This window comes from Aeromicrobium sp. REDSEA-S38_B2, from assembly GCF_001628525.1.
GTDB classification, from domain to species: domain Bacteria; phylum Actinomycetota; class Actinomycetes; order Propionibacteriales; family Nocardioidaceae; genus Aeromicrobium; species Aeromicrobium erythreum.
In genome coordinates this window covers 40616-63466 of sequence record NZ_LUNH01000021.1, presented here as the reverse complement: position 1 = coordinate 63466, position 22851 = coordinate 40616, and the positions used below count along the sequence as shown (strand labels likewise).

General features: G+C 71.4%; 22 protein-coding genes and 1 pseudogene. 10 read left to right on the top strand and 13 right to left on the bottom strand.

What is annotated here, in order from left to right; all coding sequences use genetic code 11:
- The first annotated feature begins 1 nt into the window (after position 1).
- The 4 genes from A6Q81_RS05225 to pgl are packed head-to-tail and all read left to right on the top strand — an operon-like array spanning position 2 to position 4670.
- Entirely contained in the window at positions 2 to 1528 is a 1527-nt protein-coding gene (locus tag A6Q81_RS05225) for a phosphoglucose isomerase-related protein (protein ID WP_286689757.1), read from the top strand.
- Between the two features lie 9 nt (positions 1529 to 1537).
- Entirely contained in the window at positions 1538 to 3055 is a 1518-nt protein-coding gene (gene zwf, locus A6Q81_RS05220) for a glucose-6-phosphate dehydrogenase (protein WP_286689756.1), read from the top strand.
- Entirely contained in the window at positions 3055 to 3954 is a 900-nt protein-coding gene (locus A6Q81_RS05215) for a glucose-6-phosphate dehydrogenase assembly protein OpcA (protein ID WP_286689755.1), read from the top strand. The genes zwf and A6Q81_RS05215 overlap by 1 nt, the downstream gene beginning before the upstream one ends.
- Positions 3954 to 4670 (top strand): 6-phosphogluconolactonase, encoded by a 717-nt coding sequence (pgl, locus tag A6Q81_RS05210; RefSeq protein ID WP_067857681.1) that lies wholly within the window; start codon positions 3954 to 3956, stop codon positions 4668 to 4670. The genes A6Q81_RS05215 and pgl overlap by 1 nt, the downstream gene beginning before the upstream one ends.
- Positions 4671 to 4755: 85 nt before the next feature.
- Here pgl and A6Q81_RS05205 read toward each other — a convergent pair whose 3' ends face one another.
- From A6Q81_RS05205 to uvrC, 10 genes are all read right to left on the bottom strand, one after another.
- On the bottom strand, positions 4756 to 5109 hold the full coding sequence (locus A6Q81_RS05205) for an RNA polymerase-binding protein RbpA (protein ID WP_067857684.1): 354 nt from the start codon (positions 5107 to 5109) through the stop codon (positions 4756 to 4758).
- Position 5110: 1 nt separating this feature from the next.
- Positions 5111 to 5347 (bottom strand): preprotein translocase subunit SecG, encoded by a 237-nt coding sequence (gene secG, locus A6Q81_RS05200; RefSeq protein ID WP_067857686.1) that lies wholly within the window; start codon positions 5345 to 5347, stop codon positions 5111 to 5113.
- Positions 5348 to 5363: 16 nt separating this feature from the next.
- Complete coding sequence (tpiA, locus tag A6Q81_RS05195; protein WP_067857689.1) at positions 5364 to 6158, bottom strand: triose-phosphate isomerase; 795 nt, start codon at positions 6156 to 6158, stop codon at positions 5364 to 5366.
- Positions 6158 to 7375 (bottom strand): phosphoglycerate kinase, encoded by a 1218-nt coding sequence (locus A6Q81_RS05190; protein ID WP_067857693.1) that lies wholly within the window; start codon positions 7373 to 7375, stop codon positions 6158 to 6160. The genes tpiA and A6Q81_RS05190 overlap by 1 nt, the downstream gene beginning before the upstream one ends.
- Position 7376: 1 nt before the next feature.
- Positions 7377 to 8381, bottom strand: coding sequence for a type I glyceraldehyde-3-phosphate dehydrogenase (gene gap / locus A6Q81_RS05185; protein WP_067857696.1), 1005 nt, complete (start codon positions 8379 to 8381; stop codon positions 7377 to 7379).
- A gap of 62 nt (positions 8382 to 8443) precedes the next feature.
- On the bottom strand, positions 8444 to 9229 hold the full coding sequence (locus A6Q81_RS05180) for a putative protein N(5)-glutamine methyltransferase (RefSeq protein WP_286689754.1): 786 nt from the start codon (positions 9227 to 9229) through the stop codon (positions 8444 to 8446).
- Positions 9210 to 10193 (bottom strand): DNA-binding protein WhiA, encoded by a 984-nt coding sequence (gene whiA / locus A6Q81_RS05175; RefSeq protein ID WP_067857702.1) that lies wholly within the window; start codon positions 10191 to 10193, stop codon positions 9210 to 9212. Before whiA ends, A6Q81_RS05180 begins: the two co-directional genes overlap by 20 nt.
- Positions 10194 to 10231: 38 nt before the next feature.
- Positions 10232 to 11200: a gluconeogenesis factor YvcK family protein gene (locus A6Q81_RS05170; protein WP_286689753.1), complete on the bottom strand. Its 969-nt coding sequence runs from the start codon at positions 11198 to 11200 to the stop codon at positions 10232 to 10234.
- Positions 11197 to 12057 (bottom strand): RNase adapter RapZ, encoded by an 861-nt coding sequence (rapZ, locus tag A6Q81_RS05165; protein ID WP_067857711.1) that lies wholly within the window; start codon positions 12055 to 12057, stop codon positions 11197 to 11199. The genes A6Q81_RS05170 and rapZ overlap by 4 nt, the downstream gene beginning before the upstream one ends.
- Positions 12054 to 13994: an excinuclease ABC subunit UvrC gene (gene uvrC, locus A6Q81_RS05160; RefSeq protein ID WP_067857716.1), complete on the bottom strand. Its 1941-nt coding sequence runs from the start codon at positions 13992 to 13994 to the stop codon at positions 12054 to 12056. The genes rapZ and uvrC overlap by 4 nt, the downstream gene beginning before the upstream one ends.
- Positions 13995 to 14227: 233 nt before the next feature.
- Here uvrC and A6Q81_RS17190 point away from each other — a divergent pair.
- A pseudogene (locus A6Q81_RS17190) lies at positions 14228 to 14317 on the top strand (hypothetical protein); the annotation flags it as partial.
- Positions 14318 to 14665: 348 nt separating this feature from the next.
- Positions 14666 to 15211 carry a hypothetical protein gene (locus A6Q81_RS05150; RefSeq protein ID WP_286689751.1) on the top strand — a complete coding sequence of 182 codons (546 nt, stop codon included), beginning with the start codon at positions 14666 to 14668 and terminating at the stop codon, positions 15209 to 15211.
- A 105-nt stretch (positions 15212 to 15316) separates the two neighbouring features.
- Here the strand turns inward: A6Q81_RS05150 and uvrA are convergent, their stop codons facing one another.
- Complete coding sequence (gene uvrA / locus A6Q81_RS05145; RefSeq protein WP_067857723.1) at positions 15317 to 18178, bottom strand: excinuclease ABC subunit UvrA; 2862 nt, start codon at positions 18176 to 18178, stop codon at positions 15317 to 15319.
- Positions 18179 to 18296: 118 nt separating this feature from the next.
- Positions 18297 to 18503: a hypothetical protein gene (locus A6Q81_RS05140; protein WP_067857726.1), complete on the bottom strand. Its 207-nt coding sequence runs from the start codon at positions 18501 to 18503 to the stop codon at positions 18297 to 18299.
- 55 nt (positions 18504 to 18558) lie between these two features.
- On the opposite strand from A6Q81_RS05140, the gene A6Q81_RS05135 reads away from it, so the two are divergent.
- Both A6Q81_RS05135 and A6Q81_RS05130 read left to right on the top strand, forming a co-directional pair.
- Positions 18559 to 19212, top strand: coding sequence for an MBL fold metallo-hydrolase (locus A6Q81_RS05135; protein WP_286689750.1), 654 nt, complete (start codon positions 18559 to 18561; stop codon positions 19210 to 19212).
- A 76-nt stretch (positions 19213 to 19288) separates the two neighbouring features.
- Entirely contained in the window at positions 19289 to 19681 is a 393-nt protein-coding gene (locus tag A6Q81_RS05130; RefSeq protein WP_286689749.1) for a hypothetical protein, read from the top strand.
- Positions 19682 to 19690: 9 nt separating this feature from the next.
- Here A6Q81_RS05130 and A6Q81_RS05125 read toward each other — a convergent pair whose 3' ends face one another.
- Entirely contained in the window at positions 19691 to 20971 is a 1281-nt protein-coding gene (locus tag A6Q81_RS05125) for a cytochrome P450 (protein ID WP_236749706.1), read from the bottom strand.
- A gap of 109 nt (positions 20972 to 21080) precedes the next feature.
- Between A6Q81_RS05125 and A6Q81_RS05120 the strand changes: the two genes are divergently transcribed.
- Positions 21081 to 22529, top strand: coding sequence for an APC family permease (locus A6Q81_RS05120; RefSeq protein WP_067857735.1), 1449 nt, complete (start codon positions 21081 to 21083; stop codon positions 22527 to 22529).
- On the top strand, positions 22522 to 22827 hold the full coding sequence (locus A6Q81_RS05115) for a putative quinol monooxygenase (protein ID WP_286689748.1): 306 nt from the start codon (positions 22522 to 22524) through the stop codon (positions 22825 to 22827). Before A6Q81_RS05120 ends, A6Q81_RS05115 begins: the two co-directional genes overlap by 8 nt.
- Positions 22828 to 22851 lie beyond the last annotated feature (24 nt).

Genomic DNA, 22851 nt, shown 5'->3' with positions numbered 1-22851 from the left:
CATGGCGGCACCGGACGTCACGCTCACCGTCGCCGACCAGGCCGCCCTCGACGCCGCGCTCGCGGAGCTCGTCGCCGACCGCTTCGCCTCGCGGCTGCACGCCCACGACGCCACCCTGTGGGGTCCCGACGCGGAGTCCGAGGCGGCCAAGCGGTTGTCCTGGACGACGCTCGCGGAGTCGTCGCGACCGCTCGTCGCCGAGGTCGAGGCGCTGCGTGCCGAGCTGCACGAGCGCGGTCTCGACCACGTCGTCCTCTGCGGGATGGGCGGCTCGTCGCTGGCCCCCGAGGTCATCTGCGCCGCTGCCGGCGTCGAGCTGACCGTGCTCGACTCCTCCCAGCCCGACATGGTGCGGACGGCGATCGCCGACCGCCTCGAGCGCACGGTCGTGGTCGTGTCGAGCAAGTCCGGCGGCACCGTCGAGACCGACAGCCAGCGTCGCGCCTACGAGCACGCCTTCACCGAGGCGGGGCTCTCCCCTGCCGACCACCTCGTGGTCGTCACCGACCCCGGCTCGCCGCTCGACGAGCAGGCGACGCAGGCCGGGTACCGCGTGTTCCACGCCGACCCCGAGGTCGGTGGTCGCTACTCCGCGCTCACCGCGTTCGGCCTGGTGCCGAGCGGTCTCGCCGGTGCCGACATCGGCGGTCTGCTCGACGAGGCCGCCGACGCCACGGCGACGCTGTTCGCCGACGACGCCGCCAACCCGGCGCTGCGCCTCGGGGCCGCGCTCGGCGTCGCCAACCGCTCCTCCGTCGACAAGCTGGTGCTCCTCGACCACGACGCCGGCACGGCCGTGGCCTGGGGCGTCGGCGACTGGATCGAGCAGCTCGTCGCCGAGTCGACGGGCAAGATCGGCCACGGCATCCTGCCCGTCGTGGTCGAGAGCAGCCACGCGGTGAACGTCGAGCCGAGCACGCCCGACTCCTTCCTGGCCGTCTCCGGCTCCTCGGACACCCCGACGAGCACGTCCGGCTGGGCCGCGGGCGTCACCGGCGGCCTCGGAGCGCAGATGCTGTTGTGGGAGGTGGCCGTGAGCGTCGCGGGCGCCCTGATCGGCATCAACCCGTTCGACCAGCCCGACGTCGAGAGCGCCAAGCAGGCCGCTCGCGACAAGCTCAGCGGCGGCGGTGACGACGAGCCGGGCGCCGACCTGGTCGAGGGACCGGTCTCCGCGTTCGGCACCGACGCCTCCAGCCTCGCCGACGCCGTGGAGCAGCTCCTCGCGCAGGTCGACGACGAGCACGGGTACCTCGCCGTCCAGGCCTACCTGGACCGCTGGGACCTCAGCGCCTACGCGGGGCTGCGCGAGCAGCTCGCCCGCCGGACCGGGCGCCCCGTCACGTTCGGGTGGGGGCCGCGGTTCCTGCACTCCACGGGCCAGTACCACAAGGGCGGCCCGGCGACGGGCGTGTTCCTCCAGCTGACGAGCGACCCGCACGAGGACCTCGCGGTCCCCGGTCGCGACTTCACGTTCGGGGAGTTCATCGCCTCCCAGGCGGCCGGCGACGCGCAGGTCCTGCGCTGAGCCGTGGCGATGCAGAGCAACCCGCTGCGCGACGTCCGCGACCGGCGCCTGCCGCGCATCGCGGGCCCGTGCAGCGTGGTCATGTTCGGCGTCACGGGCGACCTGGCGCGCAAGAAGCTGATCCCGGCCATCTACGACCTCGCCAACCGCGGCCTGCTCCCGCCGGGCTTCGCGCTCGTCGGCTTCGCCCGGCAGGACTTCGGCGACCAGTCGTTCTCGGAGATGCTGAAGGCCGCCGCGCAGGCCGGGGCGCGCACGCCGTGGCGCGAGACCGTCTGGAGCCAGCTCGAGGCGGGCATCCGTTTCGTGCCGGGCTCCTTCGACGACGACGCCGCGTGGCTGCAGCTGGCCGCGACGATGGCCGAGCTCGACGAGCAGCAGGGCACGGGCGGCAACCACGCCTTCTACCTGTCGATCCCGCCCGGCCTGTTCCCCGTGGTCGTCGGCAAGATCAAGGAGCACGGGCTCGCCGACCAGTCCGGCGGCTGGCGCCGCGTCGTCATCGAGAAGCCCTTCGGGCACGACCTCGCGTCGGCCCGGGAGCTCAACACGCTCGTCTCGGAGGTCTTCCCGCGCGAGAGCGTGTTCCGCATCGACCACTACCTCGGCAAGGAGACGGTCCAGAACATCCTGGCGCTGCGCTTCGCCAACGGCATGTTCGAGCCGCTGTGGAACAGCCACTACGTCGACCACGTCCAGATCACCATGGCCGAGGACATCGGCATCGGCACCCGCGCGGGCTACTACGACGGCATCGGTGCGGCGCGCGACGTGATCCAGAACCACCTGCTGCAGCTGATGGCGCTCATCGCGATGGAGGAGCCGGTCTCCTTCAACGCCGAGAGCCTGCGGCTGGAGAAGCAGAAGATCCTCGCGAACGCGCGGCCCGCCACCCCGATGGCCCAGCACACGGCGCAGGCCCAGTACACCGCCGGCTGGGCGGGCGGCGAGCACGTGGTCGGCTACCTCGAGGAGCAGGGCATCCCGGAGGGCTCGCGCACCGAGACGTACGCGGCCATCAAGATCGACATCGCCACGCGGCGGTGGGCGGGCGTGCCGTTCTACCTGCGCACCGGCAAGCGGCTGGGTCGGCGCGTCACCGAGGTGGCCGTGGTCTTCAAGGCGGCGCCGCACCAGCCGTTCAGCAAGAACGACATCGAGGAGCTGGGCCGCAACGCGCTGGTCATGCGGATCCAGCCCGACGAGGGCGTCACGCTGCGCTTCGGCGCGAAGGTCCCTGGCACGACGATGGAGATCCGCGACGTGCTCATGGACTTCGCCTACGGCGGGGCGTTCGTCGAGAGCAGCCCGGAGGCGTACGAGCGGCTCATCCTCGACGTGCTCCTAGGCGACCCGCCGCTCTTCCCGCAGCAGGAGGAGGTCGAGCTCTCCTGGAAGATCCTCGACCCGGTCATTGCGCACTGGCAGCGGGAGAAGAGCATCGACACCTACACGTCGGGCACGTGGGGTCCGCCCACCGCCGACGCCATGATGGAGCGCGACGGTCGCACCTGGAGGCGTCCCTGATGCAGATCAACCTCGAGAACACGACGTCGCCGCAGATCGCCCGCGCCCTCGTCCGGGCCCGGGTCGACTCCGGCAGCCCCGCCATGGACATGGTGCTGACGGCGCTCGTCGTCACCGACGACGAGACGGTCGGCGAGTCGCTGCGCACGGCGGCGGCGCTCTCGCGCGAGCACCCGTCGCGCGTGATCGGCATCGTGCTCGGCGACGGTCGCGGTCACCCGCGGGTCGACGCGACGGTGCGGGTGGGCGAGAACGCCGCCGGCGAGTCCATCCTGCTGCGGCTCTCCGGACCGCTCACCAAGCACGCGGAGTCGGTCGTGCTCCCCCTGCTGCTGCCCGACTCCCCCGTCGTGGTGTGGTGGCCGGGCAAGCCGCCGACGGACCCGTCGCAGGACCCGATCGGCCGGCTCGCGCAGCGCCGGCTCACCGACGCCGAGGCGTCGGACTCCCCGGTCCGGACGCTCAAGGCGACGGCGCGGCACTACAGCCCGGGCGACACCGACCTGTCGTGGACGCGCCTCACGCCGTGGCGTGCCCTGCTGGCCGCCGCCCTCGACCAGGCCACGGGCACCGTGCACCGCGGCAGCGTCGAGGCGGGGTCGGGCAACCCGGCGGCGCGTCTGCTGACCGCGTGGCTGCAGTCGCGGCTGCGGGTGCCGATCACCGAGCGGCGCAGCGAGGGCGAGCAGATCGCCCGCGTCGTGCTGGAGACCGACGCCGGCGACGTCACCATCGAGCGCATCGACGCCGAGACCTGTCTGTTCTCGATCCCGGGCGCCGCGCCGCGGCACGTCCCGCTCGGCCCGCGCACGCTGGCAGAGCTGCTCGCCGAGGACCTGCGCCGCCTCGACGCCGACGACGTCTACCACGAGACCCTCACCCACCTCCTGGAGTCCTGATGCCCGACGCCCCCGCCGCCCGCACCCTCGTCCATACCGGCGCCGACGCCCTCGCGGCGGCCGTGGCCGCCGCGCTCGCCGAGCGTGTCGCAGCCGTCCAGGCCGAGGGACGCACGCCGCACGTGGTGCTCACCGGCGGCACGATCGCCATCGCGATCTACGAGCGGCTCGACGCCGAGGCCGCCGACTGGTCCGACGTCGTCTACTGGTTCGGCGACGAGCGCTTCGTCCCGGAGGGGCACGAGGACCGCAACGACCGCCAGGCGCGCGACAGCTTCCTCGACCGGCTGTCTGTCCCGGCGTCGCAGGTGCACAGCATGCCGGCGCACGGCTGCTCGACGTCGATGGCCGAGGCGGCCGACGGGTACGGCGCGTCCCTGCCCGACGAACCCTTCGACGTCGTGCTGCTCGGCGTCGGACCCGACGGGCACGTCGCGTCGCTGTTCCCGGGCTTCGCCCAGGTGCACGAGCAGGAGCGTCGTTGCGTGGAGGTCTTCGACTCCCCCAAGCCCCCGCCGGAGCGCACGAGCCTGACCTTCCCGGCGCTCAACCACACGCGCGCCACCTGGTTCCTCGTCTCCGGCGACGGCAAGGCCGACGCGGTGGCCCGGGCGCTCGCCGCCGACGGCTCCCTGGAGGAGACCCCGGCACGCGGCGCGCACGGTCGCGACGAGACGCTCTGGTTCCTCGACGAGGACGCCGCCGGCCGGCTCTGACGCCGAGCACCACCCCCGCTGCGGGAACGACACCGCCCTCCACGCTCGGCGTGGAGGGCGATGGTGTTCCGGACCGCGGGGACGGTCAGAAGATGATCTCGCCGGACTTGCGACGCGACCGGAGCGAGTCGAGCGCCTCGGTGAGGATCACCTGCGCCTCGTCCTCGCTGCGACGCTCCTTCACGTAGGCCAGGTGCGTCTTGTAGGGCTCCGTCTTCGGGGCCGTCGGACGGTTCTCGGCGTCGTGGCTGGCCGGGAGGCCGCAGCGCGGGCAGTCCCACGACTCCGGCGGCTCCGCCTCGAGCGCGAAGTTCAGCGCCGTCTGGTGGTCGTTGGCGCAGAAGTAGGTGACCGCCTTGCGCGGCGCGGCCTCGCCACGCTCTGCCTCGCCCATCGGCCCCGAGCCGATGCGGCTGCCGCGGATCGCTCCCGCCGCCATGTCAGTTGCTCACCTTCAGCAGGAGGCCCAGCAGGATGACCGAGACCGTCCACACGACGGCGATGCCGACGGTGATGCGGTCGAGGTTGCGCTCGGCCACCGACGAGCCACCGAGGGAGCTGGAGATGCCGCCGCCGAACATGTCGGACAGACCGCCTCCGCGTCCCTTGTGCATGAGGATCAGGACGATCATGAGCAGGCTCGAGATCGTCAGCACGGACGACAACAGGATGATCACAGGTTCAGGTCTTCCATCAGGAGGGCAGGGCCGGCATGTCGTAGAACCGGGCGATGGCGGCGAACTCCTCCGCCTGGAGGCTCGCACCGCCGACCAGGGCGCCGTCCACGTCGGACTTGGCCATGATCGCGGCGATGTTGGCCGCCTTCACCGATCCGCCGTACAGGATACGCACCGCCTGCGCCGCCTCGGAAGAGCAGGTCTCGGCGATCCGGGACCGGATGGCCGCACACACCTCCTGCGCGTCCTCGGGCGTGGCCACCTCGCCGGTGCCGATGGCCCAGACGGGCTCGTAGGCGACGACGAGGCCCGCGACCTGCTCGGGCGTCAGCCCGGCGAGCGAGCCGTCGAGCTGGTCGAGCGTGTACGCGACATGGTCGCCGGCCTGGCGGACCTCCAGCCCCTCGCCCACGCAGACGATCGGCGTGATGTCGGCGGCCAGGGCCCGCGTGGCCTTGGCGTTCACCACCGCGTCGGTCTCGCCGTGGTACTCACGACGCTCGGAGTGGCCGACGACGACGTAGGAGCAGCCGAGCTTGGCGAGCATCGCTGCCGTGACCTCGCCGGTGTACGCCCCGCCGTCGTGCTCGGACACGTCCTGCGCGCCGTAGCGGATGGGCAGCCGATCGCCGTCGACGAGCGTCTGCACGCTGCGGATGTCGGTGAAGGGCGGGATGACGACGACCTCGGACCGGGCGGCGTCGTGCTTCTTGTCCTGCAGGGTCCAGGCCAGCTTCTGCACCAGGACGACGGCCTCCTGGTGGTTGAGGTTGGACTTCCAGTTGCCCGCCATGAGAGGGGTGCGTGCCATCAGGACTCCTTCTCGAGGATCTGCAGGCCGGGCAGGGTCTTGCCCTCGAGGTACTCGAGGCTCGCGCCGCCCCCGGTGGAGATGTGGCCGAACTGGTCGTCGGTGAAGCCGAGCTGGCGCACCGCCGCGGCGGAGTCGCCCCCGCCGACGACCGACAGTCCGTCGACCTCGGTGAGCGCCTGCGCGACGGCCTTCGTGCCGGCCGCGAACGCCTCGAACTCGAACACGCCCATGGGGCCGTTCCAGAAGACGGTGCGCGCGCCGCGCACGACCTCGGCGAAGCGCTCGGCGCTCTCCGGGCCGATGTCGAGGCCCATCTGGTCGTCGGGCATCGCGTCGGCGGCGACGACCGTGGCCGGGGCGTCGGCCGAGAACTCCGGCGCGACGACGACGTCGGTCGGGAGCACGAGGTCGACGCCCCGCGCGGCAGCGCGCTCGACGTACTCGCGGGCGACGTCGAGCTGGTCGGCCTCGAGCAGCGAGGAGCCGACGTCGTGGCCCTGCGCCTTGAGGAACGTGAAGACCATGCCGCCGCCGATGAGCAGGCTGTCGGCCTTCTCGATCAGGTTGTCGATGACGCCCAGCTTGTCGGAGACCTTCGACCCGCCCAGCACGACGACGTAGGGGCGCTCGGGCGACTCGGTGAGCCGCTCCAGCACCTCCACCTCGGCCTGCACGAGACCGCCGACCACGGCCGGGAGCCGCGTGGCGACGTCGTAGACGCTGGCCTGCTTGCGGTGCACGACCCCGAACCCGTCGGAGACGAACACGTCGGCCAGCGCCGCGAGCTCGTCGGCGAACGCGCCGCGGACGGCGTCGTCCTTGCTCGTCTCGCCCTCGTTGAAGCGGACGTTCTCGAGCACGGCCACCTGGCCGTCCTGCAGCGCCGCGGTGATCCGCTGCGCCTCGGTGCCGACGGTGTCGTTGGCGAACAGCACGGGCGTGCCGAGCAGCTCGGCGAGGCGCTCGGCCACGGGCTCCAGCGAGTAGGCGGGGTCCGGCGCACCCTTCGGCCGGCCGAGGTGCGCGGTGACGAGCACGCGCGCACCGGCACCGGCGAGCTTCTGGATGGTCGGGACGCTGGCGCGCACGCGGCCGTCGTCGGTGATCGTGCTGCCGTCCAGCGGCACGTTCAGGTCGCTGCGGACCAGCACCCGCGTGCCGCTGAGGTCTCCCCCGCGGCTCGCGAGCAGGTCGTCGATCGTCTGGGCCGCCACGTCAGAGAGAGGCGCCGACGTGCTTGACGAGGTCGACGAGGCGGTTGGAGTAGCCCCACTCGTTGTCGTACCAGCCGACGACCTTGACCTGGTCGCCGATGACCTTCGTCAGGCCCGAGTCGAAGATGCACGACGACGGGTCGGTGACGATGTCGGAGGAGACGATCGGGTCCTCGGTGTAGGTGAGGAAGCCCTTGAGCGCACCCTCGGAGGCCGTCTTGAGGATCTCGTTGACCTCCTCGACCGACGTCTCGCGCGACGCGGTGAAGGTGAGGTCGGTGGCCGAGCCGGTGGGCACGGGCACGCGCAGCGCGTAGCCGTCGAGCTTGCCCTTGAGCTCGGGGAGCACGAGGCTGACGGCCTTCGCGGCACCCGTGGAGGTGGGCACGATGTTGAGCGCGGCGGCGCGGGCGCGACGCAGGTCGCTGTGCGGCGCGTCCTGCAGGTTCTGGTCCTGCGTGTACGCGTGGATCGTCGTCATGAGGCCCTGCTCGATGCCGAGGGCGTCGTTGAGCGCCTTGGCCATCGGGGCGAGGCAGTTGGTGGTGCAGGAGGCGTTCGAGATGACCGTGTGCTGCGCACCGTCGTAGAGGTCGTGGTTGACGCCCATGACGATGGTGATGTCCTCGTTCTTCGCCGGGGCGGAGATGATGACCTTCTTGGCGCCGCCGTCGACGTGCGCCTTCGCCTTGGTGGCGTCGGTGAAGAAGCCGGTGGACTCGACGACGATGTCGACGCCGACCGACGCCCAGTCGAGCTTCGCGGGGTCGCGCTCGGCGAACGCGGCGATCTTCTGGTCGCCGACGGTGATCGACGTGTCGTCGTAGGACACGTCGGCGTCGAGGCGGCCGAGGATCGAGTCGTACTTGAGGAGCGTCGCGAGCGTCTTGTTGTCCGTCAGGTCGTTGACGGCGACGATCTCGATGTCGGTCCCGGCGGCACGGGCCGCCCGGAAGAAGTTGCGGCCGATGCGGCCGAAGCCGTTGATGCCCACGCGAACGGTCACGGTGAAACCTGCTCCTACTGGGGTCGGGGTGTGGTGGGCGCCAGCCTATCGAGTCGCGTCGGCTACCGGCGAGTCGCCCGCACCACGGTCGCGCCGAGGTCGTCGTCGGTGAGCACGTCGACGTGCCAGTCGGCCGGGGCGAAGCCGGCGACGGTGAGCGGCGCCTGTCGTCCGGAGGTCTCGACCAGCACCCGTCCTCCGCGGCGGACCCAGGCCCCGGCGTCTGCTGCGACGCGCCGGTGCAGCACCACGCCGTCGACGCCGCCGTCGAGCGCGGTCACGGGCTCGTGGTCGCGGGCCTCGCGCGGCAGCGTCGCGAGGTCCGCGGTCGGCACGTACGGCGCGTTCACGAGCAGCAGGTCCACACGCCCGGCCAGGTCGGCGGGCAGCGCGTCGAGCAGGTCTCCTTGGTGGACCTCTCCGACGCCGTCGAGGTTGTCGCGGGCACAAGCACAGGCCGTCGGGTCGACGTCGGCCGCGTGCAGCTCGAGGTGGGGCACCGAGCGGGAGACCGCGAGCCCCAGGGCCCCCGACCCGCAGCACAGGTCGACGACCACGGCGCGGGCCTCGCGGTCGACGACCTCGAGGGCCGCGTGGACGAGGGCGGCGGAGCGGCGCCGCGGCACGAAGACGCCCGGCCGCAGCCGTACGCGCACGCCGTCGAGCTCGGCCCAGCCGAGCACCTGCTCGAGCGGCTCGCCGGCGACCCGTCGGGCGACCATGTCGTGGAGTGGACGGCCCGCCTCGTGCTCGGCGAGCAGCAGCCGCGCCTCGTCGTCGGCGAACACGCACCCGGCGTTGCGCAGATGGGCCGCGACGGCGTCGGCGTCAGGCCTCGGGGAGCGCATCCTCGTTGACGCTCGCCTCGGTGTCGGGGATGCCGAGGTCGGACGCGCGCTTGTCGGCCATGGCCAGGAGGCGGCGGATACGACCCGCGATCGCGTCCTTCGTGAGCGGGGGCTCGTGCAGGGCACCGAGCTCCTCGAGGCTGGCCTGCCGGTGCTCGACGCGCAGGTCGCCGGCCATCCGCAGGTGGTCCGGGACGTCCTCGCCGAGGATCTCCAGCGCGCGCTGTGCCCGGGCTCCGGCGGCGACCGCCGCGCGGGCCGAGCGACGCAGGTTGGCGTCGTCGAAGTTCGCGAGCCGGTTGGCGGTGGCACGCACTTCGCGGCGCATGCGGCGCTCCTCCCACGCCAGCAGCGTCTCGTGCGCCCCGAGGCGGGTCAGGAGCGCACCGATGGCCTCGCCGTCGCGGATGACGACGCGGTCGCCACCGCGCACCTCACGCGCCTTGGCGCTGATGCCGAGCCGGCGTGCGGCGCCCACGAGCGCCAGCGCCGCCTCGGGACCGGGGCAGCTCACCTCGAGCGCCGACGAGCGGCCGGGCTCGGTGAGCGAGCCGTGCGCGAGGAACGTGCCGCGCCAGGCGGCGACGGAGTCGCACGACGCACCGGAGACGATCTGCGGCGGCAGCCCGCGGACGGGGCGACCGCTCGCGTCGATGAGGCCGGTCTGGCGGGCGAGCGCCTCACCGTCCTTGGCCACCCGCACCACGTAGTGCGTGCCCTTGCGCAGGTTGGTGCCCTGGACGACGAGGATCTCGCTCGCGTGCCCGTAGACCTCCTGGATGTCGCGGCGCAGACGCCGCGCGACGGCGCCGGTGTCGAGCTCGGCCTCCACCACGATGCGACCCGCCACGATGTGCAGACCGCCGGCGAAGCGCAGCATCGAGGCGACCTCCGCCTTGCGGCAGCACGCCTTCGTCACCGTGGTGCTCGCGAGCTCCGACTTGACCTGAGCCGTCATGGCCATGCGGGCGTCCTCCAACGTCGTCGCGTGCAGTCAGACCCTCACTGTATGCCCGCGCGCAAGAACCCTTCGAAGGCCCGGGCCAGCCGGGCGGGGTCGTGCTGGTCGGCGCCCCGGGCGACCGCGACGTCGGCCGCCACGACGCGTGCGCCGAGCGACTGCGCGGCCCGCTCGAGCACGCCTGCGTCGTCGACGAGCGAGTGGTCGGCGAGGACGACGTCGAGCCGTAGGTCGGGGGCGTGCGCGGCGAGCACCTCGAGGTGGTCGGTCGGCGAGAGCCCCTCGGTCTCGCCCTCCTGCTCGCTGAGGTTGAGCACGAGCGCGCGGCGCGCCGACGTGCGCTCGAGCGCGTCGCGCAGCTGCGGCACCAGCAGGTTCGGCATGACCGAGGTGAACCACGAGCCGGGGCCGACGACGACCCAGTCGGCCGCCTCCACGGCCTCGACGGCCTCGGGACACGCCGGCGGGTCCTCCGGGTCGAGCCGGACGCTCACCACCTGCCCGTCGACGGACGCGACCTGCGCCTGGCCGCGCACCACGGTGAGCCGGTCGGGGTCTGCGCGCAGGTGCACGTCGGCCTCGATGTGCAGCGGGACGGCGGCCATGGGGAGCACCCGGCCCCGCGCGCCGAGGAGGTCGCCGACGAGGTCGAGCCCGGCGACGTGGTCGTCGAGGATCCCCCAGATCGCCGCGATGAGCAGGTTGCCGACGGCGTGCTGGTCGAGCGGGCCGTCGCTGCTGAAGCGGTGCTGCAGGACCGTGGCCCACTGCCGGCCCCACTGGTCGTCGGCGCACAGGGCGGCGAGCGCCATCCGCAGGTCGCCGGGCGGCAGCACCCCGAGCTCCTCGCGCAGCCGGCCGGAGGAGCCGCCGTTGTCGGCGACGGTGACGATGCCGGTGAGCTGGGTGTCGAGCAGACGCAGCGCGGACAGGCTCGCGGCCAGCCCGTGCCCGCCGCCGAGGGCGACGACCCGGACGCCGCCGCGAGGTGCCGTCGGCGGGGTGGTCACTCGCGCCCCAGGTCGCGGTGGACGACGAGCGTGCGCACACCGTGGCCGCGCAGCCGCTCGGCGAACGCCTCGGACATGGCGACGCTGCGGTGACGTCCGCCGGTGCAGCCGATCGCGATGGTCAGGAAGCGCTTGTCCTCGTGCAGGAACCCGTCGGTGAGCATGTCGACGAGGTTCTCGTAGGAGTCGAGGAACTCCTCGGCCTTCGGCTGGCTGAGCACGTACTCGCTGACCGGGGCGTCGAGGCCGCTCATCGGCCGGAGCTCCTCGACCCAGTACGGGTTGGGCAGGAAGCGCATGTCGGCGACCATGTCGGCGTCGATGGGGATGCCGTACTTGAAGCCGAACGACATCACCGACGCCCGCAGCCCCAGGGCACCGGGCTCCTCGAACGCGGCCTGGACCCGCCGGGCGAGGTGGTGGATGTTGAGCCGCGTCGTGTCGATGACGATGTCGGCGCGACCGCGGACCGTGCGCAGCAGCTCGCGCTCGCGGTTGAAGCCGTCGAGCAGCCGTCCCTCCATGCTGAGCGGGTGCGGTCGGCGCGCGGCCTCCTGACGGCGGACGAGGACCTCGTCGGCGGCCTCGAGGTAGAGCACGCGCGCCCGGATGCCGCGCTCGCGCAGCGACTCGAGCGCGTCGGTGAGGCCACCGAAGAACGCACCGGAGCGGGAGTCGACGACGACGGCCAGACGCGGGACGTCGGCGCCCTGGACGGCGTCGACGGCCTCCTCGATCATCGCGGCGGGCAGGTTGTCGATGACGTAGTAGCCGAGCTTCTCGAGCGCCTTCGCGGCGGTGCCGCGACCCGCACCGGTCATGCCGGTGACGACGACGAAGGTGGTCAGCGGGGTCATCGGTCCTCCACGATCTCCCCCGTCGCGGTGTCGACGGTGGGCCCGGGCGTGTCGGCGGCGAGTGCCGCCACGACGGATTCTGCCGTAGCGCGTCCGAACCCGGGCACGGCCGCCACCTCCTCGACGCTCGCGGCGCGGATCTTGCGGACCGACCCGAACGCCGCCATGAGGGCCTTGCGCCGGCTCGGCCCGAGCCCCGGGACGTCGTCGAGCGCGCTGCCGGTCATGGCCTTCGCACGACGCTGCCGGTGGTGGGTGATCGCGAAGCGGTGCGCCTCGTCGCGCACGCGCTGCAGGAGGTAGAGCGCCTCACTGGTGCGCGGGAAGATGACGGGGTCGACGTCCTGCGGCACCCACACCTCCTCCAGCCGCTTCGCGAGCCCGCACAGGGCGACGTCGGTGATGCCGAGCTCGTCCATGGCCGCCTGGGCCGCCGCGACCTGCGGCGGGCCGCCGTCGACGACGACCAGCCCGGGCGCGTACGCGAACTTGCGCGGCAGCCCGGTCTCGGGGTCGATGCCGGGCACCTCGTCGCCCTCCTTGCGCGCCTTCAGCAGCCGCTGGAAGCGTCGGGTGATGACCTCGTGCATGGCGGCGACGTCGCTCTGGCCCTCGTGACGGATGGTGAAGCGGCGGTACTCGCCCTTGCGCGGCAGACCGTCCTCGAAGACCACCATGGAGGCGACGATCTCGGTGCCCTGCAGGTTGGACACGTCGTAGCACTCGATGCGCAGCGGCGCGGTGGGCAGGTCGAGGTACTCCTGGATCTCCTCGAGCGCCTTGCTCCGCGCGGTGAGGTCGCCGGCGCGCTTGAGCTTGTGCCGGGCCATGACCTGCTGCGCGTTCTGCTCGACGGTCTCGAGCAGGCGCTTCTTGTCGCCGCGCTGCGGCACCCGGATCCGCACCGGACCGCCGCGCAGCTCGGTGAGCAGCTCGGTGACGGCGTCGACGTCGGCGGGCAGCTCGGGCACGAGCACCTGGCGCGGGATGGCCTCGGTGGTGGTGTTCTCGTACAGGGTCATGACGGCGCGCTGCACGAGCTCGGGGAAGTCGGCGTCGTCGGCCTTGTCGGCGACCCACCCGCGCTGGCCGCGGATGCGTCCGCCACGGACGGAGAAGATCTGCACGGCCACCTCGAGGGGGTCGTCGACGAAGCCGAGCACGTCGGCGTCGGTGCCGTCGCCGAGCACGACCGTCTGCTTCTCGAGCGCCCGACGGAGAGCCCCGAGGTCGTCGCGGTACTTCGCGGCCAGCTCGTACTCCTGCTGCTCCGCGGCGTGGCGCATCTTCTGTTCGATGCCCTTGACGAAGCCGGAGGTCTGCCCGCCCATGAACGCCATGAAGTCGTCGACGATGTCGCGGTGCTCCTCGGGCGTGACCCGTCCGACGCACGGCGCGGCGCACTTGCCGATGTCGCCGAGGAGGCAGGGACGCCCGATGCCCTGCGCGCGGCGGTAGACGCCGGCCGAGCAGGAGCGCATCGGGAAAACGCGCAGCAGCGTGTCGACGGTGTCGCGGATGGCCCAGGCGTGGCCGTAGGGGCCGAAGTAGCGCACGCCCTTGCGCTGCGCACCGCGCATGACCTGCACGCGCGGCACCTCCTCGCCGACCGTGACCGCGAGCCACGGGTAGCTCTTGTCGTCGCGGTACTTGACGTTGAACCGCGGGTCGAACTCCTTGATCCACGTGTACTCGAGCTGCAGCGCCTCGACCTCGGTGGTGACCACGGTCCAGTCGACCGACGCGGCCGTGGTGACCATGCGCGCGGTGCGCTCGTGCAGGCCCGCGACGTCCTGGAAGTAGGAGTTGAGCCGGGCGCGGAGGGACTTCGCCTTCCCGACGTAGATCACCCTCCCCTGCGCGTCCCGGAACCGGTACACCCCGGGCTCGACGGGAATCTCCCCCGGAGCCGGCCGATAGGTCGCTGGATCCGCCACTCCCCCACCCTACGAGCCCCCACCGACACCCTCGACGGAGATTCCCAGGTCGACCTGGGAATCTGCGACGGAGCACGGGAATCTCAACGAAGCACGGCTTGCTCCCCGTGCTTCGCTGAGATTCCCGTGCTTCGTGCCGGCCGTCCACACCGGGTTCAGCGGATGGTCGCTGTCGTCCACAGGGCTGAGAAGCGGCGTTCCGACTTCCCCGAGCAGACGCCAGGCTCGGAGGCATGAACGAGGTCGAGCACGCCGCGAGAGAACGAGGAGGGTTCGTGCTCCGATCGGACCTTCTCGCTCTGGGGTGGAGCGACCAGAGCATCGCGGCGCACCTGATGGCAGGTGTGTTGACACGAATCCGGGTCGGGACCTACGCCCTCCCGCACTTCCTCGCGTCCCTCGACCGGGAGCAGCGTCACCTGCTCCTCGCCCGCAGTGTGCTGGCGAAGTTCGCGCCAGGGAGCATGGCATTGTCGCACCACAGTGCAGCGATCGCGCACGGCATGGCCACGTGGGCGGTCGACCTGCAAGTCGTCCACGTGATGAGGCTCGATCCGGGTTCGGCACGGTCGGAGTCGGGAGTGCACCACCATCGAAGGCTCGACGGCGTTGAGGTCGTCGAGACTCTCTCTGGTCTTCCCGCGGTGCGAGCCGACCACGCTGCGTTTCAGGTGGCGTGCGGTCAGGACGTCCGGCGCGCGCTCGTCGTCATGGACTCGGCGCTGCACCTGGGCCTGGCCGAACGCGCAGCGCTCCAGGAGGCCACCGGACGCTTCCGGGGATGGCAGGGGTCACGGCTGGCTCGACTCGTCGTGCGTCGGGCGGACCCCGGAGCCCACACAGCGGCCGAGTCGCTGCTCCGGCAGGTGTGCTTCGAGGCCGGACTACCGATACCGGTCACGCAGTTCCCTGTCGCCGACGATCGCGGGGAGGTCTTCGCCTGGACCGACGTCGGATGGCCGGAGCATCGTCACGTCGGCGAGGTCGACGGTCGGCGCAAGTACTGGCGCGACCTTCGGCCGGGTGAGGATGCGAGCGACGTCGTCGTGCGCGAGAAGCACCGGGAGGACCGCATCCGACGCCGTGACTTCGGCGTCTCTCGTGCCACCTTCTCGGAGGTGACGCCGAAGCACGCAGGGGCCACGGGGCGACGCATCGCCCACGAGCTCGAGCAGTCCGACCGCATCTATCGCCGCCGTCGCCGCCACATCGCGTGACCGAAGCGTAGAGATCTCAGCGGCGCACGGAAACCTCTCCGTGCGCCGCTGAGTTTCCCGTGCTCGGCGGAGATTCCCAGGTCGACCTGGGAATCTCCGCTCCGGTCAGGTGAGGAGGGGGGCGAGGAAGCGGCCGGTGTGGGAGGCCTCGACGGTGGCGACGTGCTCGGGGGTGCCCTCGGCGAGGAGGGTGCCGCCGCCGGAGCCGCCCTCGGGGCCCATGTCGATGAGCCAGTCGGCCGTCTTGATGACGTCGAGGTTGTGCTCGATGACGACGACCGAGTTGCCGGAGTCGACGAGACGGCCGAGGACGAGCAGCAGCTTGCGGATGTCCTCGAAGTGCAGGCCCGTCGTCGGCTCGTCGAGCACGTAGAGGGTCCGGCCGGTCGAGCGCTTCTGCAGCTCCGACGCGAGCTTGACGCGCTGCGCCTCGCCGCCGGAGAGCGTCGGCGCGCTCTGGCCGAGGCGGACGTAGCCGAGCCCGACGTCGACCAGCGTGCGCAGGTGACGGGCGATCGCGGGGATGGCCTCGAAGAACTCGACGGCCTCCTCGATCGGCATGTCGAGCACCTCGGCGATGGTGCGACCCTTGTAGCGCACCTCGAGCGTCTCGCGGTTGTAGCGCGCTCCGTGGCAGACCTCGCACGGCACGTACACGTCGGGCAGGAAGTTCATCTCGATCTTGATCGTGCCGTCGCCGGAGCACGCCTCGCAGCGACCGCCCTTGACGTTGAAGGAGAAGCGACCCTGCTGGTAGCCGCGCATCTTCGCCTCGGGCGTCTGCGCGAACAGCTTGCGGACGTGGTCGAACACGCCCGTGTAGGTGGCCGGGTTCGACCGCGGGGTCCGACCGATCGGCGACTGGTCGACGTGGATGATCTTGTCGACGTTGTCGGCGCCGCTGATGGTCCGGTGCCGTCCGGGGATGGTGCGCGCGCCGTAGATCTGACGGGCGAGCGATGTGTAGAGAATGTCGTTGACGAGCGTCGACTTGCCCGAGCCCGACACGCCCGTGACCGCCACCAGCTGGCCGAGCGGGAACGTGACGTCGATGTCGCGCAGGTTGTTCTCGCGGGCGCCGTGGATCGTGATCTCGCGACCCTTCTCGCGCGGACGCCGGACCTCGGGCACCGGGATCGACTGCCGGCCGGAGAGGTACTGCCCGGTGACGGAGTCCTTGCTCTTCAGCAGCTGCTTGACCGGCCCGGACACGATGACCTGGCCGCCGTGCTCGCCGGCGCCGGGTCCGATGTCGACGGCCCAGTCGGCTGCCTTGATGGTGTCCTCGTCGTGCTCGACGACGATGAGCGTGTTGCCCATGTCGCGCAGTCGGACGAGGGTCTCGATGAGCCGGTGGTTGTCGCGCTGGTGCAGCCCGATCGACGGCTCGTCGAGGACGTAGAGGACGCCGACGAGTCCGGCACCGATCTGCGTCGCGAGCCGGATGCGCTGCGCCTCGCCGCCGGACAGCGAGCCCGCCGCGCGGTCGAGGCTGAGGTAGTCGAGGCCGACGTCGAGCAGGAACCGCAGCCGCTCGTGGATCTCCTTGAGCACCCGCTCGCCGATCTGGCGCTCGCGGTCGGTCATCTCGAGGCCCTTGAGGTACTCGGCCGCCTCGGCAATGGAGAGGTTGCTGACCTCGGCGATGTTCTTCGGGCCGAGCTCGGGGTGGTTGATGAGGACGGCGCGGATGACGGGCTTGAGCCGGCTGCCGCCGCACTCGCCGCACGGCACCTCGCGCATGAAGCCCTCGAGGCGCTCGCGGTTGGTCTCGGACTCGGTCTCGGCGTAGCGACGCTCGATGAACGCGATGGCACCCTCGAACGCCGTGTAGTACGACCGCTGCCGGCCGTACCGGTTCTTGTAGGTGACGTGCACCTTGTCGGGGTGGCCGTGCATGAGCACGTCCTGCGCCTTCTTGGGCAGCTTCCCGTAGGGGGTGTCGGTGGAGAAGCCCATCTCCTGGGCGAGCGCCTGCGTGATCCGCAGGAAGTACTCGGAGACCTGGTTGTAGCTCCAGGGCGCGATGGCGCCGTCGCTGATCGACTTCGTCGGGTCGGGCACGACGAGCTCGGGGTCGACCTCCATCCGGGTGCCGAGGCCGTGGCACTCGGGGCACGCGCCGAAGGGGGCGTTGAAGGAGAACGAGCGCGGTTCGAGCTCGTCGACGGCGAGGGGGTGGTCGTTGGGGCACGCGAGCTTCTCGGAGAAGCGACGCACGCGGTTCGGGTCGTCGTCGTCGAGGTCGACGAAGTCGGCGAGCACGAGACCGTCGGCGATGCCGAGCGCCGTCTCGACGGACTCCGTGAGCCGCTGCTGCATCGACTCCTTGACCTGCAGCCGGTCGACGACGACGTCGATCGTGTGCTTCTTCTGCTTGGCGAGCTTCGGCGGCTCGTCGGCGAGGTTGTGCACCTGGCCGTCGACGAGCGCCCGGCTGAAGCCCTGCTGCTGCAGCTGCTTGAACAGCTCGAGGTACTCACCCTTGCGACCGCGGATGACGGGCGCGAGCACCTGGAACCGGGCACCCTCGGGCATCGCGAGGATGCGGTCGACGATCTGCTGGGGCGTCTGGCGGGAGATCGGCTCGCCGCACTCGGGGCAGTGGGCCCGGCCGGCGCGCGCGAACAGCAGACGCAGGTAGTCGTAGACCTCGGTGATCGTGCCGACCGTGGAGCGCGGGTTGCGCGACGTGGACTTCTGGTCGATCGAGACGGCCGGCGAGAGACCCTCGATGAAGTCGACGTCGGGCTTGTCCATCTGCCCGAGGAACTGGCGCGCGTACGCCGACAGCGACTCGACGTAGCGTCGCTGCCCCTCGGCGAAGATCGTGTCGAAGGCGAGCGACGACTTGCCCGACCCGGACAGGCCGGTGAAGACGATGAGGGCGTCGCGCGGGAGGTCGAGGGAGACGTCCTTGAGGTTGTGCTCGCGGGCGCCGCGCACGACGATGCGGTCCGACGTCACGAGCGTCCCTCCAGGGCTACGAAGACAGGAGTATGCATACGTGCTCGACCCTAGTCGCGACCGCCGACAGAAACACCTCGGGCGACGGTGACCTCACCCACGGCCCCGGCGCCGCGCCTCAGGGGGCGGTGCTCATCTGTGCCGCGGAGCTCAGGATGCCCAGCACCACGAGGACGAGCAGCACGATGCCGCTCACGAACAGCACGCCGCCCCGCTCACCGGCGCTCTCCCGCTTGCGACGCTGGCCGACGACGATCATCACGATCGGCACGGCCAGCACGATGGCGAAGCCGATCAGTCGTCCTGCGAGCTCTGCACCGTTCATCGTCCGCTCCCCTGCTCCCCGACCGGGCCGCTCCCGTCCGCCTAGGATCAGCATCATGACGTACACGGGTGAGGTCGAGGTCGGCGGTCCCGCCGACGTGCAGTCCGCGGGCGACCTGCGGATCACGAAGCTGGCGGTCGGCGAGATGAGCAACAACGCGTACCTACTGCGCTGCGAGCTCACGGGCGAGCAGGTGCTCGTCGACGCCGCGGCCGAGCCCGACCGGCTCCTCGAGCTCGTGGGCGACACCGGACTGGCGCGGATCGTCACCACCCACCGTCACCACGACCACTGGGGCGCCCTCGCGGCGCTGCAGAAGGCCACGGGGGCCGAGACCGTGGCGGGCGAGCGGGACGCGGAGGGCATCGACGTCGCGTCGGACCGCACCGTCGCGACCGGCGCGCGCGTGCGGGTCGGGTCGTGCGAGCTCGAGGTGATCGAGGTCGTCGGCCACACGCCCGGCTCGATCGTGCTCGCCTACGACGACCCCGACGGCGTGGTGCACCTTTTCGTCGGCGACGACCTGTTCCCCGGTGGCGTCGGCAAGACGTGGTCACCGGAGGACTTCACCACCCTGATCGGAGAGGTCGAGACGAAGCTGTTCGACCGCTTCCCTGACGACACGCACGTCTACCCCGGCCACGGGAACGACACGACGCTGGGCGCCGAGCGCCCGCACCTGCCGGAGTGGCGCGAGCGCGGCTGGTGACTGCGCAGATGGTGACGGGCCGGGCCGCGGCGCCCGGTGACCTGCGGAACCGCGCGAGGCTGCCTACGCTGCGAGCGTGAGATCGTCCGCCGTCGCCGCCGCCGTCCTGGCGCTGACGGCCGGCTGCACCGGGGGCGGGGGCGACGACGGGACAGCCCAGCGGGCGTTCGACCAGACGTGCAGCCTGGTGCGCTCGGGCGTGGCCGCGTTCAACGAGAACGACTTCCCCGAGACCATCGAGCGGTTCCAGGCGGCGCTCGACCCTGCGCGGCGCCTCGCCGACGCGACGGACGACCCGCGGGCCGACGAGCTTCTCGAGGCCGTCGAGTACTACGCCGCGCTGCCGGCTGACGAGTACCGCAAGGCGTTCGAGTCGTCCCCGGACTTCAAGCGCCACCAGGCCACGACCCTCGGCCAGTGCGGCGACGCGCAGCCGGAGGACTCCCCCGACCAGGAGTCGCAGACCTGACCGACGTGGTCAGAAGGTGACGGGAAGCTCGTCGACGCCGTAGACGAACGACAGCTGACGGAACGACAGCTCCGACTCCGGCACCGCCAGCGCGAGGTCGGGGAAGCGGCGCAGCAGCCGCGGGAACACGGTGCGCAGCTCCATCCGGGCGAGCTCGGCACCGATGCAGCGGTGGATGCCGTGACCGAACGCGAGGTGCCCGCTGCGCGGCACCCGGAAAGGGTCGAAGTCCTCGGGCTTCTCCCCCGCGGCCGCGGCGTCACGGTTCGCGCCGCTCAGCGACGCGAGCAGCACGTCGCCCTTGCGGATGCGCTGGCCGAACAGCGTCATGTCCTCCTTGGCGAAGCGCGGGAACGCCACCTGGACGACGGAGAGGTAGCGCAGCAGCTCCTCCACGACAAGGTCGACGTCCTGCGACGTCCCGTTGCGCACGAGGTTGGCGTGCTTCTCCTCGCGCATGAGGACGATCGTGCCGAGCGCGATCATGCCGGCGGTGGTCTCGAAGCCGCCCGTGAACACGCCGTCGGCGAGCCCGGCGAGGTCGACGTCGCTGATGGCGTCGCCCTCGTCGCGGATGATCTGCCCGATCAGGCCCGGCCCCGGGTCACGACGCTGCCGCGCGACGGCGTCGAACAGGAACTCGCGCTGGGCCGACACCGCGCCGAACGCTGCTGCCGCACCGTTGGTCGCGTCGAACCGTGCGCTGCCGAGCGCGGCGAACGCCTCGCGGTCGTCGTAGTCGAGACCGAGCAGCTCGCAGATCGTCTGGAACGGGACGGGGAACGCGAGGTGCTTCGCGAGGTCCCCGGGCGAGCCCGACGCCTCGAAGGCGTCGAGCGCGTCGTCGACGATCCGCTCGACGGCAGGGCCGAGCCGGGCGAGCCGACGCATCGTGAACTCGGGCGTCACGATCTTGCGCAGCCGCGTGTGCAGCGGAGGGTCGGTGAAGCCCAGCCCGCCGATGTCGTCGGAGGTGGCCGGACCGTCGCCGTGGAAGAGGTGGCGGATGTCGTTGGAGTAGCTGTCGCGGTCGGTCAGGACGGTGCGGGTCTCGTCGTACCCGGACACTAGGTAGGCGTTGAACGAGAACGGCAGCGACAGCTTGTGCAGACGCTCCTGGCCGCGGATCTCGGCCAGCCGCGGGACCGGGTCGGTGCCGTGGCGCTGCAGCGGCACCTTGGTCGCCTCGGGGATGAAGGAGATGCGCGAGAGGTCGATCCCCTTGCGTCGTACCCGCCGCATGACGAGCGAACCGGCCCAGGACGTCAGCCGTCCGCGTACGTCGATCACGTAACGAAGGTACTACTGGTGTTGCATCTGACAGGCAGGCGGAGCAAGGTGTCACCCAAACTCTGCGCCGGGGCGGACGCCCCGGTGCGTCCACGAGCGAGGGAGACGCATGACCACCGAGACCGCGGGAGTCCAGGGGCCGACGGAGCTCCGGAGGGTCATGGGGCCGAAGCTCCTCCTCCTGTTCATCGTCGGTGACATCCTCGGTGCCGGCATCTACGCGGTGACAGGACAGATGGCCGGCAAGGTCGGCGGCCTCGTCTGGCTGCCGTTCCTGCTGGCGTTCGTCGTGGCCTCGATGACGGCGCTGTCGTACCTCGAGCTCGTCACCAAGTACCCGCAGGCGGCCGGTGCGGCGCTGTACGCGCACAAGGCGTTCGGCATCCACTTCGTGACCTTCCTCATCGCGTTCGCGGTGGTCTGCTCCGGCATCACGAGTGCGTCGACGTCGGCCAAGACCCTCGCCGACAACTTCACCGGCGGTCTCGACGTCAACGGCTGGACCGACGGGCCGGCCAGCAGCGGGACGATCGTCGCCATCGCGATGGCCTTCATGATCCTGCTGGCGATCATCAACCTGCGCGGTGTCGGCGAGAGCGTGAAGTTCAACGTGGTCCTGACCGTCGTCGAGCTGGCGGCGCTCTCCATCGTGATCGGCGTCGGCTTCTACGCGATGACGCAGAACGGCGCCGACCTGTCGGAGGTCGTGACCTTCCGCGACTACGAGGACCGCGGCCTGTTCCTGGCCGTCACCGCCGCGACGTCGATCGCCTTCTTCGCGATGGTCGGGTTCGAGGACGCCGTGAACATGGTCGAGGAGGTCAAGGAGCCGAACAGGATCTTCCCGCGGACCATGCTGACCGGCCTCGGCATCGCGGTGCTGCTGTACATGCTGGTGGCCGTCTCCGTCGTCACCGTGCTCACTGCACCCGAGCTCAAGGACATCTCCGACTCCGAGGGCCGCGCGCTCCTGGAGGTCGTCTCCAAGGGAGCGCCCGACTTCCCGATCGACCGCGTGTTCCCGTTCCTCGCCGTCTTCGCGGTGGCCAACACGGCCCTGATCAACATGCTCATGGCGAGCCGGCTGCTCTACGGCATGGCGAAGCAGGGCGTGCTTCCCCGCCAGCTCGGAGCGGTCCTGCCCGGTCGCCGCACGCCCTGGGTGGCCGTCGCGTTCAGCACGCTCCTCGCGCTCGGCCTGATCTTCTACGTCACGCGCGACGCCGAGAGCAACGTCGTGGCGAACCTCTCGAACGTCACCGCGTTCCTGCTGCTCTGCGTCTTCGCGGTGGTCAACGTCGCGTGCCTGATCCTGCGCCGCAACCCCGGCGACGCGAAGCCGAACCACTTCGTGTCCCCAGGGGTCCTGCCTGCGGTCGCCGCCGTGCTGTGCGTCTTCCTCGCCGGTCCCTGGGTCGAGCGGGACGGTCAGGTGTACGTCATCGCGGGCGTGCTCATGCTGATCGGCGTCGTGCTCTGGGCCATCACCTACGCGATCAACCTGATCACCGGCAGCGCGGACAGCGAGTTCGACGACGTCGAGAAGCTCGGTGACTGACTCCCCGCACTCGCTCGTCGTGGCCGGCTGGCTCCGCGTGGGGCCCGCCGACCGCGACGCCTACGTGGCCGCGTGCCGTCCCGTCGTGGAGCTGGCGCGCCGCACCGACGGCTGCCTCGCCTTCGCCCTGACGGCCGACAGCGTCGACCCCGGCCTCGTCATCGTCCACGAGCGCTGGCGCGACGAGGTCGCGCTGCTCGCCTTCCGTGCCCTGCCGGACGACGAGGAGGTCGAGCTCCCCGACGTGCTCGACGCCGACGTCCGCCGCTACCACGTGCAGGAGGAGGGCCCGACCTGAGCCGGACCCTCCTCCTCGACGCGC

What these genes read in the sequence shown, in the direction of transcription:
- zwf (WP_286689756.1), top strand. Translation starts at nt 1,538, where the DNA reads ATGCAGAGCAACCCGCTGCGCGACGTCCGCGACCGGCGCCTGCCGCGC.
- pgl (WP_067857681.1), top strand. Translation starts at nt 3,954, where the DNA reads ATGCCCGACGCCCCCGCCGCCCGCACCCTCGTCCATACCGGCGCCGAC.
- A6Q81_RS05140 (WP_067857726.1), bottom strand. Translation starts at nt 18,503, where the DNA reads ATGAACGGTGCAGAGCTCGCAGGACGACTGATCGGCTTCGCCATCGTG.
- rapZ (WP_067857711.1), bottom strand. Translation starts at nt 12,057, where the DNA reads ATGACCCCGCTGACCACCTTCGTCGTCGTCACCGGCATGACCGGTGCG.
- A6Q81_RS05135 (WP_286689750.1), top strand. Translation starts at nt 18,559, where the DNA reads ATGACGTACACGGGTGAGGTCGAGGTCGGCGGTCCCGCCGACGTGCAG.
- A6Q81_RS05215 (WP_286689755.1), top strand. Translation starts at nt 3,055, where the DNA reads ATGCAGATCAACCTCGAGAACACGACGTCGCCGCAGATCGCCCGCGCC.
- whiA (WP_067857702.1), bottom strand. Translation starts at nt 10,193, where the DNA reads ATGGCCATGACGGCTCAGGTCAAGTCGGAGCTCGCGAGCACCACGGTG.
- A6Q81_RS05205 (WP_067857684.1), bottom strand. Translation starts at nt 5,109, where the DNA reads ATGGCGGCGGGAGCGATCCGCGGCAGCCGCATCGGCTCGGGGCCGATG.
- A6Q81_RS05180 (WP_286689754.1), bottom strand. Translation starts at nt 9,229, where the DNA reads ATGCGCTCCCCGAGGCCTGACGCCGACGCCGTCGCGGCCCATCTGCGC.
- A6Q81_RS05120 (WP_067857735.1), top strand. Translation starts at nt 21,081, where the DNA reads ATGACCACCGAGACCGCGGGAGTCCAGGGGCCGACGGAGCTCCGGAGG.
- tpiA (WP_067857689.1), bottom strand. Translation starts at nt 6,158, where the DNA reads ATGGCACGCACCCCTCTCATGGCGGGCAACTGGAAGTCCAACCTCAAC.
- A6Q81_RS05225 (WP_286689757.1), top strand. Translation starts at nt 2, where the DNA reads ATGGCGGCACCGGACGTCACGCTCACCGTCGCCGACCAGGCCGCCCTC.